We start from the raw sequence: 13,514 nt of genomic DNA on the forward strand, positions 1-13,514 counted from the left end.
GTCGTATCTTCCAGCGTTCACAAAGCACAAGAAACAGCGCCCGCCAGCCCGTCTTCTGGAAGACTGGCTTGTCGAAGGAGACACCGCAATGAACCCCCTGACTAACTCGCTGATGGTGCGGGCGGCCGACGCCCCCGCCATCAAGCCCGCGGTGGAGCTGGGTACTCCGCTGCTCCTCACCATCGCGGCGATCGGCATCGCCGTCCTGCTGGTGATGATCATCCGCTTCAAGATCCAGGCCTTTGTGGCCCTGCTGACCGTGAGCATCGCCGTGGCCGTGGCCTCGCAGATCCCGCTGAAGGACGTCTTCACCGTCGTCGCCACCGGTGTGGGCGGAACAATGGGCAAGGTAGCCCTGCTGATCGCGCTCGGCGCCGTCCTGGGCCGGATGATCGAGGTTTCCGGCGGCGTCCAGTCGCTGGCCGCGCACTTCACCGAGAAGCTCGGCGCCAAGCGCGTCGCCGTGGCCCTGACCGCCGTCGGCTTCCTGGTGGCCATCCCCGTGTTCTTCGAGGTGGGCATCATTGTGCTCGTCCCGATCGTCTACGCCTTTGCGAAGATCGCCAACGTGCACCCGGTCAAGTTCGGCCTGCCGATGGCCGGCATTATGCTCTCCATCCACGTCGCCGTGCCGCCGCACCCGGGCATCGTGGCAGGCGCCGGCGTGTTCGGCGCCGACATCGGGCTCATCACGCTGATCTCGCTGCTCATCTGCGTCCCGCTCGGATTCCTGTCCTACTGGGTTGCCAGCATCATGAACCGCAAGGAGTACGAGCTCCTCCCCGGCGTCAAAGCCCAGGTGGACGAATTCGGTTCCGAGTCCCTGGTCAAGGTCGGCCATCAAGGCCCCGGCGCCGTAGGCATCGCCCCGCCGCGTCCGGCCCTGATCATCTTCCTCATCGCCGCCCCGATCGTGCAGATCCTCATCGGCACCCTGGGCACGCTCACCATCCCCAAGGACAACTCCTGGTACGGCCTCGCTGCGTTCATCGGCAACCCGTTCTTCGCCCTCCTGGTGGCCGTTGCCCTGTCCTTCTTCCTGCTGGCGGTCCGCCGCAACTGGTCGCTGAAGGAAACCGGCGAGATCTTCGAAGGCGCGTTGCCTCCCATCGCGTCCATCCTGATGGTTGTCGCGGCCGGCGGCGTGTTCGGTGAGGTCCTGCGGACCTCCGGCATCGGTGCCGCGCTGTCCCAGACCCTGGACCATCTGGGCCTGCCGGTGATTGTGCTCGGCTTCGTGATCTCCCTGGCACTGCGTGCAGCCCAGGGTTCGGCAACCGTCGCCATCGTCACCACTACCGGCCTGCTGACCTCCGCCGTGATGGAAGGCGGCTACTCGCCGGCGCAGATCGCCGTCATCGTGATCGCCATCGGTTTCGGCTCGTTGGGCCTGTCCCATGTGACCGACGCCGGCTTCTGGACCGTGGTGCGCTACTACGGCCTCACCGTCTCGGACGGCCTCAAGACATGGACCGTCCTCACTACCGTCCTGGGCGTGGCCGGATTCGTCCTGACCTACGTGGCCTGGATCCTCGTGGGAGGCCTGAGCGTCTGATGCGCACCCGACTCGACCACCTCGTCACCGCCGCCCTCCAGCAGGGCTCCGCCGTTCCGGCGTTCACGTGCTACGACTTCACCACCGCCCTGGCTGTTGTGGGCGCTGCCGAGGACGCGGGCCACGGGGTCATCCTGCTGGTGGCCCCCAAGACGGCCGGCACGTCCAACGGCCTCCGCCTGATCGCCGCGCTCCGCGGGCTGGCAGACGCCGCATCCGTTCCGGTGGCCGTCCAGCTGGACCACGCGACGGACCTCAAGGTGATGGCCGACGCCATCGCCGCGGGGGCGGATTCGGTCCTCGCGGACGGCTCGTCCCTCCCGTATGAGGACAACATCGCGCTGGTCCGTGAGGCGCGCGCTGTGCTGGGTGCCGGCGTCGTGCTTGAAGCGGAACTCGGCGGCCTGGCCGGCGACGAGGACCGGGCCTTCGGTTCCGAAGAAACCGGCGGCGACCCGGCCGGTGTGGCCGTGGCCGGCCTGACGGACTCCGCCCAGGTGGAGGACTTTGTGGCACGGACCGGCGCACAGCTGCTGGCCGTGGCCGTGGGCAACGTCCACGGCAAGTACAAGGGCGAGCCGCAGCTGCGCTGGGACGTCCTGCAGGACATTGCGGTCCGGACCCACATCCCGCTGGTGCTCCACGGCGCGTCCGGCATTCCGGCGGGGGAGCTGGTCAAGGCCGCCGCCATGAACGTGGGCAAAGTGAACTTCAATACCGAGCTTCGGACCGGCGTGCTGTCCACGCTCCAGGAACAGTTGACGGCGCATCGGGCCGACGGCGAGAACCTCCAGGGCCTGCTGGGCCACTGGAACACGTCGGCCAGGGAATTCGCCACGTCGGCGTTGGGCATGCTCACCCGCTGACGCTCTTTTGGGTTTTGGGGAGGCTAGGATCGGCACATGATCCTGGCCTCCCTGCTTTTTGCCTTCCTCGCCGCCGCGCTCCATGTGTACATCTTCACCATGGAGTCCCTCACCTGGACCACGCCGGCCACCTGGAAACGCTTCGGCCTCGCCTCCCAGGCCGACGCCGAGACCACCAAACCCCTCGCCTACAACCAGGGTTTCTACAACCTGTTCCTGGCCATCGGCGCGTTCATCGGGGTGGGCTGCGTGGCGCTTGGCCCGGACGGTTCGGCGCAGCACGTGGTGGGCTGGACGCTGATCTTCAGCTGCTGCGGCTCCATGCTGCTGGCTGCCGCGGTGCTGGCACTCAGCGGGAAAAAATACCTCCGCGCCGCGGTTCTGCAAGGCACGACGCCGTTGCTCGCCGTCGTGCTTGGGTTGCTGGCCGTTGCTGGCTGACTGACGCTTCTGGCCGGGAGCGCATCGCGGGCGGACAATTGAGTCAACAGCAGCATCGGCGCATGTTGGGACTGCACGTGAGTGGTGTGAGGGGTTCAACCCCGCAGGGTGAGCAGGCGGTCCAGCGCGACCTCGTGATCGACCTTGTCCGTTTCGTCTGCCTGGCCCTGGTGGTGGTGGGCCACTGCATGATGGTCAGCCCAGTCCTGCAACGGAACGGCACCGTGACCTCCGAAAATACGCTGGGAGATCAGCCCTGGTTCGTGCCGGTCATCTGGATCTTTATGGTGATGCCGCTGTTCTTCGTAACCGGCGGCACCACCGGCCTCCAGTCCTGGCAGCGGCTGAAGGCCCGCGGCGGTACTGGCGTCGAGTTTGCCCAGGCCCGGCTGCTGCGCCTGGTCCGCCCGGCGGCGGCCCTCCTGGCGGTAATGTTCCTGGGCTTCTGGGCCGCGCTCCTGCTCGGCGTGGACTCCCAAGTGGTCCAGCTGATGTCCACAGGGGCCGGCATGCCCTTGTGGTTCCTTGCCGCCTACCTGGCAGCCCAGCTCAACATCCCGCTCCTGGCCCGGTTCCACGACCGCGCGCCTTGGCTGACCATTGCCGTCCTGGCGACCCTCGTGGTGGCGGTCGACTGCTTCCGCGGAGCCCTCCCGATGCTCGCCTACGCAAATCTTGTTTTCCTATGGTGCGCCGTGCAGCAGCTTGGTTTCCTGGTGGCCGACGGTTACTTCGCCAGGCTCACGCGCTCCGGCCTGGTGGGGCTCATTCTGGCAGCCAACCTGGTGCTCGGGCTGGTCACTGGCCTGGGTCTCTACTCCGGAAATATGCTGGTCAACCTCAACCCGCCCAACCTCTGCCTGCTGCTCCTGGGCGTGTCCCAGGCTGCCGCGCTCCAGCTTTTCCGGCCGGGGCTCGGCTGGGTTTCCGGCGTGCGCTGGATCCGCGCGCTGGTCATGGTTGCCGGCCGCCGCTCCATGACCGTGTACCTGTGGCACCTGCCGTTGCTCGCGGCCATGTCCGGGCTCCTGCTCCTCACCGACTTCCCCAAGCCCGCGGCCGGCACCGCCGAATGGTGGTGGGCCCGTCCGCTCGTCCTCCTGGGGGTTGTGGCCCTCCTGCTCCCGGTGCTGGCCGCGTTCGGCCACCTTGAGGAACGTCCGACGGCGTCTGTCCACACCCGCGGCCGGCCCGCCGCCGCGGTGGTGACGGCCGCCGTCGTCGTCTTCATTCCGGTGGCGGACGCTGCCCTCAACGGCCTGACGCTGGGCCTGCTCGGAGGCGGCGCAGCATGCTTTGTGTTGGCCGTCCTGCTGCTGGGCCGGATGCCCGAACGTGGCCCCGGCGATGTCGGCGCCGAACGCGTCGCCCACGATGACAGCCAGTCTGACGGGCCATTGCCAGCGGGGCCAAGTAGTGCCAATGTCGAACCATGACTGAGAACATGATTTCCACAGAGGACAAGTTCAGCCCCGACGTCTCGCTGTCCAGGGATGACGAGCATCACCGCTACGAGCTACGGGTGGGCGGAAAGGTCGCCGTCCAGTCCTTCTTCCGGGACCTGCCCGGACATGTGGATTTCCTCCACACCGACACCGTCGAGGACTTCAAGGGCCAGGGACTGGGCAAGGTGCTGGCTCACTTCGCGCTGGACGACGTGGTGGCTTCGGGTAAACGGATCATCCCGCATTGCCCGTTCATCTCCGGCTACCTCCGTGCCCACGAGGGCTACGAACAGCACATCGACTGGCCGGATAGCTAGTACGAACGGTCATTTAAGCCTCCGGAAACTCCCTCCGGAGGGCCTCAGGTGTCCGTTCGCGCGGAGTATTTTGCACCCGATTCGCGATCGGGGCCAGTCAATGATGCGCCCGCGACCTGAAGAACGCCCGTATTCCCGCGGCTAAAGATAAATAGGTCACTAAAGTTTGACGAAAAGGTTTACCTAAGTAAGGCTTACCTTGCTAAAGAGCCTCAACGTCAAAACTAAGGATGACCACCGTGCCCCTGCTGCCCCGTGTTGATGAGATGTACGTGGATGAGAACCAGGTGGGCCATGCCCTGCCCGGACAGGATTTTGGCTCCCGCGTGGAGCTTGCCCTCGCTGCCACCAACCATCTGTTCAACACGCAACTCCTCACCCATTCTTCGCTGACCGGCGCTGCGTGGGATCCGGCCGCCGGGTCCCACACCCTGCAGCTCCGGCACGAGGAAAAGGGCACCGACTACGTGCTGGACAGCGACGCCGTGGTCTTGGCCACCGGCTACACCTATCGGGAGCCGGGCTTCCTGGCGGGCATCCAGGGCCGGATCGCCAGGGACTCCGCCGGCCGGTTCGCCGTGGCACGCAACTACAGCACCGGCGTCGAACCCGGCGAACTCTTCGCCCAGAATGCCGAGCTGCACACGCACGGGTTTGTCACCCCGGACCTCGGCATGGCCGCATACCGCAACTCGTGCATCCTGCGCGAGATCACCGGCCGCGAGGTCTATCCCGTGGAGCACAGCATCGCGTTCCAGCAGTTCGGCGCGCCGGATAGTGTTCCAACTGCTGCCGGTCCGGTCTCCGGTTCAGTCTCCGGTCCGGCCGGACTCAGCGCCGAGCCAGCTCCCACCCAGACCGTGGAGGTGTCCGCATGAGCTTCACGTTCCGCTGTGTTGACGCCGTTGCCGACGCACCCCTCCTCCACAGCTGGGTGACCCAGCCGTATGCGTCGTTCTGGGAGATGCTGTCCGCCACAGTTGACGGGGTTGTGGAGGAATACTCGAAAATCCAGGCAACGGGGCATCACCACGCCTTGCTGGGGATCAACGACGACGGCGTCCCCGTCTTCCTGATGGAGGAATACCTGCCAGCAGCCTCGCCGCTGGCCGCGATCTATGCCGTGCAGGACGGCGACATCGGCATGCACCTGCTGGTGGCGCCGCCGTCGGGAGATCCCCAACCGGGGTACACGGCCGCGGTGATGGACGCCGTGCTGGAGCGGCTGTTCGAAAAGCCAGGCGTTGAACGCGTGGTGGTGGAACCGGACGCCAGGAACGCCAAGATCCATGTGCTCAACGAGCGGCTGGGCTTCCGGCCGGCGGGCGTGGTCACCTTGCCGCATGGCGAGAATGTAATCCTGGTGCTGGATAACGGTGTGCCCGTCCGTGCGGTGATGAAGGACATCGCCGAGGAAATCGTGGTGATGGGGCGCCGGCTGGACCTGCCCGAGGAGGTATCGAGGATCCAGGTTGATATCCCTGACGGCGAAAAGGTGCTGGCCATCTTTACGGATGTGTTCGACTGCATCTTCCGCTTCCTCGGTGCCCTGCTGGTGGAGGACGGGAAACTCGGCGAGGAGGAGTTCTGGGGCACGGCCGCGCGGGTCATCAAGGACTACCAGGCTGAACACCCGGAGCTGGCGGACCAGTTCGCCCGCCACAATCTGTTCGCCGCTGACTTTGAACTGTCGTGCCTTAACCGGCTGCAGCTGTGGAACAACCAGCAGATGCTTGACCTCACGGACCCGTCCGGCGGGTTGCAGATGGCCGGCCGGCTCGCCAACCCGCTCGCCAGGTTCGCTGTGGACCGAGCCACAGCCCGGGGTCAGCCGAGCTCGTCCAGCTTGCGCTCCAGCACTGCCCGCTCGGCGGCGTTCCCGCACAGCGCAACGGCCTGCAGGAGCGCGGACCGTGCGTCGCCACGCCGGCCGAGCCGGGTGAGCATCTCGCCTCGGACTGCGGGGAGCAGGTGCGAGCCCGCCAGTTCGCCGCGTTCGGGGATTGCCTCCACCAGCTCCAGTCCCTGGGCCGGTCCGGAGGCCATCGCGACGGCCACCGCACGGTTGAGTTCGATGATGGGGGAGGGGGCCAGTCGGCCGAGGGCTTCGTAGAGGATGACGATCCGCTGCCAGTCCGTCTCAGCAACCGAATGAGCCACCGCGTGGCACTCAGCGATGGAAGCCTGGAGACCGTACGCACCCAACCCGCGTCCGGATCCCGCGGCCCGGGCCAGGGCCGCACGTCCGCGCCGGATCGCGGCCTGGTCCCACCGCCGTCGGTCCTGGTCTTCCAGAAGCACCGGGCGGCCCGACGCGTCGAGCCGGGCCGGGAACCGCGCAGCGGTGAGTTCCATCAGCGCAATCAGTCCGAACACCTCGGGCTCCGGCGAGATCCGCACCAGCACCCGGGCCAGGCGGCGGGCTTCGCCGGCCAGGTCCGTGCGGATCCACTCCGCGCCGCCCGAGGCAAACGATCCCTCCGTGAAGATCAGGTAAATGACGTTGAGCACCGAGCCGAGCCGTTCAGTCCGCTCCTGCGGCTCAGGCACCGCGAAAGGCACCTGCGCGGCGGCCAGCGTCTTCTTGGCTCGGGTGATGCGTGCCTGGATCGTCGCCACCGGGACCAGGAAAGCCCTGGCAATCTCGTCGCTGCCCAGGCCGCCCACTACGCGTAGCGTCAACGCGATCCGGGCTTCCTTGGCCAGCACCGGATGGCAGGAGATGAACATCAGGGCGAGTACGTCGTCGTCGATCGCATCGGGGTCGAACAATGCGTCCGCTCCTGGCTCCTCCGCCGCGAGGTCGCTGGCCAGCAGGGCGTACTTTTCATCCCGTGCCGCCCGCCGGCGGAAGGTATCAATCGCACGACGGCGGCCTGTAGTGAGGAGCCAGCCGGCGGGTTCGGCGGGTACCCCGTTGACGGACCAGGAGACGAGTGCCTCGGCAAGCGCCTCCTGGGCGAGATCCTCGGCCAGCGGGAAATCGCCGGTATAGCGGGCCAGGGCGCCGACGATGCGGGCAGATTCCATCCGCCACACTGCCTCGACGGCGCCCCGCGCCTCAGCACCGCTCATTAACGGTCAGATCTGTTGGTCAGAGCTGCCCGGTCACAGCTGCCCGGTCTGCTCGCGCCAGGCGCGTTCCTTCTGGATCCATTCGTTGTCCTGCGGGAACTCGTCGATGGTAGGCACGCGGCGGATTTCGGTCTTGCGGCCGGCCGTGAGCGGCGCCCGCTTCGCCCACTCGATGGCTTCCTGCTTCGAGGCCACATCGAGGATGTAGAAGCCGCCGAACAGTTCCTTGGTTTCTCCGTAGGGGCCATCGGTGACCACGGGTGTTTCGCCGGTGAAGTCGACCACAACGCCCTCCTTCGGATCCTCCAGGCCCTCGGCCGCCAGCAGGACGCCGGCGCGGATCAGTTCGTCATTGAACTTGCCCATGGCGTTCATCGCCTCGTCGAAGTCGACGTCCGTGAACTTCGCGAGGGACTCGTCGGTTTCCCGCATGATCAGCATGTACTTGGCCATCTCAATCTTCTCCTTGGTTTGTGGAAGGTCGCCCTTCGACCTTCTCACCCATAGGTCGAACGGCGCGAGGCCCGATCGACACAAACCGGAGGATTATTCTGAAGGGACCACGTGAAAAGGAGAAACCATGGCCGGCGAACCAGCGTTCTTTGAAATCGGCGTCGAAGATCCCGAACGGGGCAGGGCGTTCTACGGCGCGCTCTTCGGCTGGGACTTCAGCCCCGGACCGTCCGATGAGGGCGGGTCCATAATCGGTACCCCCGGCATCCCCGGCGGGCTGCACGGCGGCGACAAGGGCGCGGTGCCTTACCTGTTCTTCCGGGTGGACGACATGGACGCCGCCCTGGCCCGGGTGCGTGAACTTGGGGGCTCGACGGACAGCGCGGAATTGGGCGACGAGGACCCGGCGGAGTACGGAAGATTCATGCTTTGCACGGACGATCAGGGCTCAACCTTCGGCCTGCACCAGCCGCCTGCGCCGTAACACGGCTAGTCTGGGCGCATGGAGACACCCACCACCGCGCTCGTAACAGGGGCAACCGCAGGGCTGGGAGCGGAGTTCGCCCGCCAGCTTGCGCAGGAAGGCCACCACATGGTGCTGGTGGCCCGCGACGCCGCCCGGCTCCAGCAGATCGCTGACGAACTCGAGCGTGATTACAGCGTTTCCACTGAGGTGCTGCCCGCCGACCTGACGGACGACGCCGGGGTGGCAGCCGTCGTCGGGCGCCTCACGGACGCTGCGCGGCCGGTTGAGGTCCTGGTAAATAATGCGGGCATCGGGCTGCTGCATTCGTTCGAAAGCAATTCCTTGGAGGACGAGAGAAGGCACCTGCGCCTGCACGTGCAGACGCCCATGGAGCTCTGCCATGCGGCCCTGCAGGGGATGTTGGAACGGCATTCAGGCCGGATCATCAACGTGGCCAGCGTCGCGGCTTTCGCCAACCGCGGCAGCTACTCGGCCGCGAAATCCTGGCAGGTCAGCTTCAGCCGCTGGGCCAACCTTGCCTACGGACCGAGAGGCGTGCACGTCACCGCACTGTGCCCCGGATTCACGCACACCGAATTCCATGACCGCATGGGCATGGACAAGTCGGTCGCCCCGCACTGGCTGTGGCTGCGGGCCGACCAGGTGGTCCGGGAGGGCCTCGCCGATAACGCCCGCGGGAAGGGCGTTTCGATCCCCACCAAACGCTACAAACTGGTCGCCGCTATCTCGCGCGTCCTGCCGGCGCGGTTTACGTCCGGGCCGCCGCGACGCCCGAAACAGTAGCCTTCCACGGTGCGCGGACGGCCACCACCACGGCGACACCGATCATGGCGCCCACAAACGTCTCAACCGCTCGTTCGGTGACCAGCAGGCCCGGGTCCATGGGGGCGGCAAGCTGCGTCATGAGCAGGATCACCGGCGTGAAAAAGACCATGGCCCAGCCGTAGTGCCGCGCCATGAACAGTTCGGTGGGGAACTGGAATGCGATCACCAGCAGCGCCAGCACGGCGGCAGTGTGGCCGGGGAAATACTGCAGCGGGGACAACGGCCCCGGGAAAAGTACGACGGCGACCAACGCCAAACCGACGAACGTCCCCACGATGCGGTGGATCCCGCGGTGGACGCGGCTGGGCAGGTCGGCCCCCGCGAGCGGGACGGCGGCCGCGGCCATGGCCCAGTGCGGGTGGCCGCTGCCGCTCAGGACGCCGCAGGTTCCGGCGGCACCGACGGCCAGGACATAGCGGGCGGCGTGGACCAGCGCGGCCTGCCGGAGTTTACTGCCGAGGCGCGGAACATCACGCACCGCGCCGGCCTCCCAGGCCCGGACCCGCAGCCAGCCTGCGAAGCCCACCAGGATCGAGAACGCGGCCGAGGCCGCACCGATCAGCACGGCCGTCAGGAACGGCACGCTCGTCGGGACCGAGGCGCAGGCGCCTAATGCCAGGATGCCGAAGAACGGTCCGTTGGGCTTGAGCCGCACCTTGTCGGAGAACAGGGAACCGGCACCGGCCAGCACGGCCTCCACGAGCACCAGCCACCAGGAGTGGATGTGGTTGACGGACAGGAACACACCCACCGTGATGCCGCTGACCAGGACCACTGCAGCCTGCGCCTGGTGCTTGAGGCGAAGCTGGTGGGATTCCGAGCGTCCGTACATGCCGGTCAGGGCACCGAATACCGCGTAAATGGTCAGCTCGGGGCGGCCGATGGCCAGGAGCACAAGGGAGGGCACTGCAACGCTGAGGGCAACCCGCACGGCCGAGAGCCGGTCGTTGTTCGCCGGGCCCAGAGCGTGCAGGGTGCGGGCATGGGCCATGACTCTGCGCACAGCCAACACCACCTATCAATCAAGCCCTTGTTCGAAAATTAGCAGAAGCCCGGATTGCTCACCATTAGCTGGGTCACAGGGCGTCGCTGGGGCCGGCGTCGCTTGGGCGCGGCCGGAGGAAACTGCCAGGCACGGCTAAGGCCCGCCCTGCGTGCTTCCCCCAAGGAAAGCGCGCGGGACGGGCCTTTGAGCGCGGGCTACAAGACGGCCCGGACAGGCCGGTTTGTTGTTGCAGTGCGTTGCTTGCTTAGACTCCGGCCGGAACCTTAGTGGCCGCGGCATCGGTGACGTCCTGGGATTCGAACGGCATGTCGTCCAGGTCAATCAGCGGGTTCTCGTCCTGGGTGGCAACCAGTTCCCGTGCCTCTGCCTGCGTGTCCACGCTGGGCATGGAGCCGGGCAGCGGACGCTGGGCTGATTCCTTCAGGAAGTAGATGGCCACGGCTCCGATGGCTGAAGTCGCCATGAGGTAGTAGGCCGGCATCATGTCATCGCCGGTCGCCGTGATCAGCGCGGCAACGATGAACGGGGTGGTGCCTCCGAAGATCGCCACGGCGAAGTTGTAGGCGATGCCCATGGCGCCGTACCTGTTGGCTGTCGGGAACTGCGCGGGCAATGCCGAGGCGAGGTTCGCAACATAGAACGTCACCGGGAAGGCGATCAGCGAGAGGCCTGCCAGCGTTGACCAGACGTCGCCGATGCCGATCAGGAGGAACGCCGGGGTTGCCAGCACCACGGTGCTGATGGCGCCGATCCACAGCACGGGACGGCGGCCGATCCGGTCAGACAGCTTCCCGGTCAGGGGGATGCAGAGGCTCATGATGACCAACACGGGGATGGTCAGCAGCGTTCCGTGGACGGGATCGTAGCCCTTGGACTCGGTGAGGTACGTCGGCATGTACGACGTCAAGGCGTAACCGGCGGTGTTGGCTGCGGCGACAAGGATCATGGCCACGATGAGCGAGCGCCAGTAGGCCTTGACGATTCCGAAGGGACCCTTCGCGGCGTCCACGTCAGCTGCTGCGGCGTCCTGCCCGATGGTTTCCTGGGCGTCGAGAGTGGCCTGGAACTGAGGGGATTCCTCGATCTTGTTCCGGAAGTAGATGGCGATGAGGCCCAGCGGACCTGCAACCAGGAAGGGAATGCGCCAGCCCCATTCCTCCATGGCGGTCTGGCCAAGGGTCAACTGCAGGACAGAAACCAGCGCCGCACCCAGGGCAAAGCCAAGGTAGCTGCCCATGTCCAGGAAGCTTGCAAAGAATCCACGGCGCTTATCGGGGGCGTATTCGCTCACGAATGTGGTGGCGCCTGCGTATTCACCGCCGGTGGAGAAGCCCTGTACAAGCTTCAGGATTACCAGCAGCGCAGCGGCCCAGATGCCGATCTGGGCGTATCCGGGCAACAGCCCGACGGCGAACGTACTGGCAGCCATAATCATCAGTGTTGCGGCGAGTACTTTTTGCCGCCCGATCTTGTCGCCGAGCCAGCCGAACACAACACCGCCGAGTGGACGGGCAATGAAGGTGGCAGCGAACGTTCCAAGCAGGAACAGCGTCTGGACGGACTTGTCGGCCTCGGGAAGGAAGACAGGTCCCATGGTGGTGATCAGGTAGCCGAATACGCCGACGTCGAACCACTCCATGGTGTTACCCACGATGGTTCCGCCGAGCGCTTTTTTCAGCATGGGCTGGTTTACAACGTTCACGTCGGACTCTTTGAGCCTGCGGCGAGCAAGGATCTTCGGTTTACGCGCACTTGGGAGTGCGTTATTTGGTGCTGCTTCGTTGGGTCGGCTGGCGTTGTCCACGCCTGCTGAAGAGTCGGTCGTGCTTCGGTCTGTGGGCATTTGGGCGACTCCTATGGAGGTCATTTGCTTGCGACTTGTAGCTGCCCCGCTCTGGGCAGGCTTTCAATTTTACGCGGATTCCATGGCAAATGAGAGTTTTATACCGTAAAGTGCCTTCCTTAGAGAGGGTTTCCAGCGGTTTTCAGCGATTTCTTTTGGCTGCTCTCGCCCCGTCATCATTGGGATTCGGACGGTTCGCCGCCATCGTTACCGAATCTTTTTGTTCACGACCCATTTTTTGTGCCATTTTTCCCCTGATTCGCGCGGAAAAGTGACGGCCGCCACGGCCGTTCGGGCACCAGTTCCGGCCGCCACCGTGCCCCATGTACAGGCCGGAAACCGGGGGTTCACAACCGAGCCTGAAACTGCCTATTGTTGATTCATGGGAACACTGATTCTTGAGTAGGCGGACGCCTGCGGCCTGGTACCACCGGCCCCGTCCATGCTGATCTCGTCAGACACACTGGTTCTCCTCAGAAAGGTTCCACCAAATGACTGAAAACAACACTCCCAGCCAGCCCGAATCCGCGCAGGACGATGCCGAAGCCAAGGGCATCCGGGCGGGGCTGACCGAAGCGCAGCGGGCCATGCTGGCCAGCAAATCCAGGGGCGGCGACTCCGGGCTGCAGAGCGTCGGCAAGAACCACAAGCCCACCCATGTCAGCGGCAAGCAGGGCCCGGCAGAGAAGAAGGTCCGCTGGTAAATCCAGCGCCAGGACAGCACGCCAGACCTACCATTGGGTAACCACTTCATTTCATTGCGGACCATTGGTAACCACTTCATTTCATTGCGGAAGGAAGAAAAAATGGCTGAAAAACATGCTGGAACAAAGATCGAACCGGAGGTCGCGGACCATCTCGCGGCAGCCATGGCCACCCCGTCCATGCCGGACCCGGCCACCATTGCGGTGACTACGGCGATGGCCGGCGAACGCCACTGGCCGGACGGAAACGGCAAGCGCCGGCACCCCAAGGAGCGGGGCGCAGGCCACGGCCGCGTGGGCCAGGAAGCTGCAGTGACGGCCGTGCACCGTACCGGACGCCCGCAGATGCCGCACTCGTCCTAGCAACACCCCCGCTGACGACGCGCATCTGACCTGACTGAATACTGGCTTCCAAGGGAGCCACCTGCCGTGCGCTCCAGAGCCACCTGCCCAGATCACGGATCGTGTCGTTCAGAGCCACGATTGGCGTGGTTGAG

The 13,514-nt window shown here is 65.6% G+C and carries 13 protein-coding genes and 3 pseudogenes; 12 read left to right on the forward strand and 4 right to left on the reverse strand.

The annotated features are described in order from the left end of the window. Window positions 1-88 precede the first annotated feature (88 nt). From ASG77_RS17690 to ASG77_RS22290, 8 genes and pseudogenes are all read left to right on the forward strand, one after another. Window positions 89-1,555, forward strand: coding sequence for a GntP family transporter (locus ASG77_RS17690; RefSeq protein ID WP_056347920.1), 1,467 nt, complete (start codon window positions 89-91; stop codon window positions 1,553-1,555). Further along, window positions 1,555-2,421, forward strand: coding sequence for a class II fructose-bisphosphate aldolase (locus ASG77_RS17695; protein WP_056347923.1), 867 nt, complete (start codon window positions 1,555-1,557; stop codon window positions 2,419-2,421). The genes ASG77_RS17690 and ASG77_RS17695 overlap by 1 nt, the downstream gene beginning before the upstream one ends. Window positions 2,422-2,457: 36 nt before the next feature. After that, the gene (locus ASG77_RS17700) at window positions 2,458-2,862 is read left to right on the forward strand and encodes a DUF1304 domain-containing protein (RefSeq protein WP_056347926.1); all 405 of its coding nucleotides are present in this window, start codon (window positions 2,458-2,460) and stop codon (window positions 2,860-2,862) included. A 62-nt stretch (window positions 2,863-2,924) separates the two neighbouring features. Next, window positions 2,925-4,298 carry an acyltransferase family protein gene (locus ASG77_RS17705; RefSeq protein ID WP_082576131.1) on the forward strand — a complete coding sequence of 458 codons (1,374 nt, stop codon included), beginning with the start codon at window positions 2,925-2,927 and terminating at the stop codon, window positions 4,296-4,298. Next, complete coding sequence (locus tag ASG77_RS17710) at window positions 4,295-4,624, forward strand: GNAT family N-acetyltransferase (protein ID WP_056347928.1); 330 nt, start codon at window positions 4,295-4,297, stop codon at window positions 4,622-4,624. The genes ASG77_RS17705 and ASG77_RS17710 overlap by 4 nt, the downstream gene beginning before the upstream one ends. Window positions 4,625-4,980: 356 nt before the next feature. Then, a pseudogene (locus tag ASG77_RS17715) lies at window positions 4,981-5,502 on the forward strand (alcaligin biosynthesis protein); the annotation flags it as partial. Beyond that, window positions 5,499-5,948: pseudogene (locus ASG77_RS21520) on the forward strand (GNAT family N-acetyltransferase); the annotation flags it as partial. The pseudogenes ASG77_RS17715 and ASG77_RS21520, both read left to right, overlap by 4 nt. Before the next feature lie 12 nt (window positions 5,949-5,960). After that, window positions 5,961-6,428: pseudogene (locus tag ASG77_RS22290) on the forward strand (IucA/IucC family C-terminal-domain containing protein); the annotation flags it as partial. Between the two features lie 23 nt (window positions 6,429-6,451). On the opposite strand, the gene ASG77_RS17720 reads toward ASG77_RS22290, so the two are convergent. Beyond that, a complete protein-coding gene (locus ASG77_RS17720) occupies window positions 6,452-7,699 on the reverse strand; it encodes an RNA polymerase sigma factor (RefSeq protein ID WP_056347929.1) in 1,248 nt (415 codons plus the stop codon). Window positions 7,700-7,732: 33 nt separating this feature from the next. Continuing rightward, a complete protein-coding gene (locus tag ASG77_RS17725; RefSeq protein ID WP_056347932.1) occupies window positions 7,733-8,152 on the reverse strand; it encodes a YciI family protein in 420 nt (139 codons plus the stop codon). A gap of 127 nt (window positions 8,153-8,279) precedes the next feature. Between ASG77_RS17725 and ASG77_RS17730 the strand changes: the two genes are divergently transcribed. Both ASG77_RS17730 and ASG77_RS17735 read left to right on the forward strand, forming a co-directional pair. Beyond that, on the forward strand, window positions 8,280-8,636 hold the full coding sequence (locus ASG77_RS17730) for a VOC family protein (protein ID WP_056347934.1): 357 nt from the start codon (window positions 8,280-8,282) through the stop codon (window positions 8,634-8,636). 18 nt (window positions 8,637-8,654) lie between these two features. Beyond that, a complete protein-coding gene (locus tag ASG77_RS17735) occupies window positions 8,655-9,422 on the forward strand; it encodes an SDR family NAD(P)-dependent oxidoreductase (RefSeq protein WP_056347936.1) in 768 nt (255 codons plus the stop codon). On the opposite strand, the gene ASG77_RS17740 is transcribed toward ASG77_RS17735, so the two are convergent. Further along, window positions 9,388-10,467 (reverse strand): FUSC family protein, encoded by a 1,080-nt coding sequence (locus tag ASG77_RS17740; protein ID WP_056348002.1) that lies wholly within the window; start codon window positions 10,465-10,467, stop codon window positions 9,388-9,390. The genes ASG77_RS17735 and ASG77_RS17740 overlap by 35 nt on opposite strands. A 247-nt stretch (window positions 10,468-10,714) precedes the next feature. Further along, window positions 10,715-12,313, reverse strand: a complete 1,599-nt coding sequence (locus tag ASG77_RS17745; protein ID WP_056347937.1) for an MFS transporter — start codon at window positions 12,311-12,313, stop codon at window positions 10,715-10,717. A 491-nt stretch (window positions 12,314-12,804) separates the two neighbouring features. On the opposite strand from ASG77_RS17745, the gene ASG77_RS17750 reads away from it, so the two are divergent. Continuing rightward, window positions 12,805-13,017: a hypothetical protein gene (locus ASG77_RS17750; protein WP_056347939.1), complete on the forward strand. Its 213-nt coding sequence runs from the start codon at window positions 12,805-12,807 to the stop codon at window positions 13,015-13,017. Window positions 13,018-13,119: 102 nt separating this feature from the next. After that, on the forward strand, window positions 13,120-13,380 hold the full coding sequence (locus ASG77_RS17755) for a hypothetical protein (protein ID WP_056347941.1): 261 nt from the start codon (window positions 13,120-13,122) through the stop codon (window positions 13,378-13,380). The last annotated feature ends 134 nt before the right edge of the window (window positions 13,381-13,514 follow it).

Source organism: Arthrobacter sp. Soil762 (assembly GCF_001428335.1).
Classification (GTDB): Bacteria; Actinomycetota; Actinomycetes; order Actinomycetales; family Micrococcaceae; genus Arthrobacter.

Bases quoted from the DNA above. Each gene is read 5' to 3' on its own strand.
- ASG77_RS17690 (WP_056347920.1), top strand. From the start codon at position 89: ATGAACCCCCTGACTAACTCGCTGATGGTGCGGGCGGCCGACGCCCCC.
- ASG77_RS17695 (WP_056347923.1), top strand. From the start codon at position 1,555: ATGCGCACCCGACTCGACCACCTCGTCACCGCCGCCCTCCAGCAGGGC.
- ASG77_RS17700 (WP_056347926.1), top strand. From the start codon at position 2,458: ATGATCCTGGCCTCCCTGCTTTTTGCCTTCCTCGCCGCCGCGCTCCAT.
- ASG77_RS17705 (WP_082576131.1), top strand. From the start codon at position 2,925: ATGTTGGGACTGCACGTGAGTGGTGTGAGGGGTTCAACCCCGCAGGGT.
- ASG77_RS17710 (WP_056347928.1), top strand. From the start codon at position 4,295: ATGACTGAGAACATGATTTCCACAGAGGACAAGTTCAGCCCCGACGTC.
- ASG77_RS17720 (WP_056347929.1), bottom strand. From the start codon at position 7,699: ATGAGCGGTGCTGAGGCGCGGGGCGCCGTCGAGGCAGTGTGGCGGATG.
- ASG77_RS17725 (WP_056347932.1), bottom strand. From the start codon at position 8,152: ATGGCCAAGTACATGCTGATCATGCGGGAAACCGACGAGTCCCTCGCG.
- ASG77_RS17730 (WP_056347934.1), top strand. From the start codon at position 8,280: ATGGCCGGCGAACCAGCGTTCTTTGAAATCGGCGTCGAAGATCCCGAA.
- ASG77_RS17735 (WP_056347936.1), top strand. From the start codon at position 8,655: ATGGAGACACCCACCACCGCGCTCGTAACAGGGGCAACCGCAGGGCTG.
- ASG77_RS17745 (WP_056347937.1), bottom strand. From the start codon at position 12,313: ATGCCCACAGACCGAAGCACGACCGACTCTTCAGCAGGCGTGGACAAC.
- ASG77_RS17750 (WP_056347939.1), top strand. From the start codon at position 12,805: ATGACTGAAAACAACACTCCCAGCCAGCCCGAATCCGCGCAGGACGAT.
- ASG77_RS17755 (WP_056347941.1), top strand. From the start codon at position 13,120: ATGGCTGAAAAACATGCTGGAACAAAGATCGAACCGGAGGTCGCGGAC.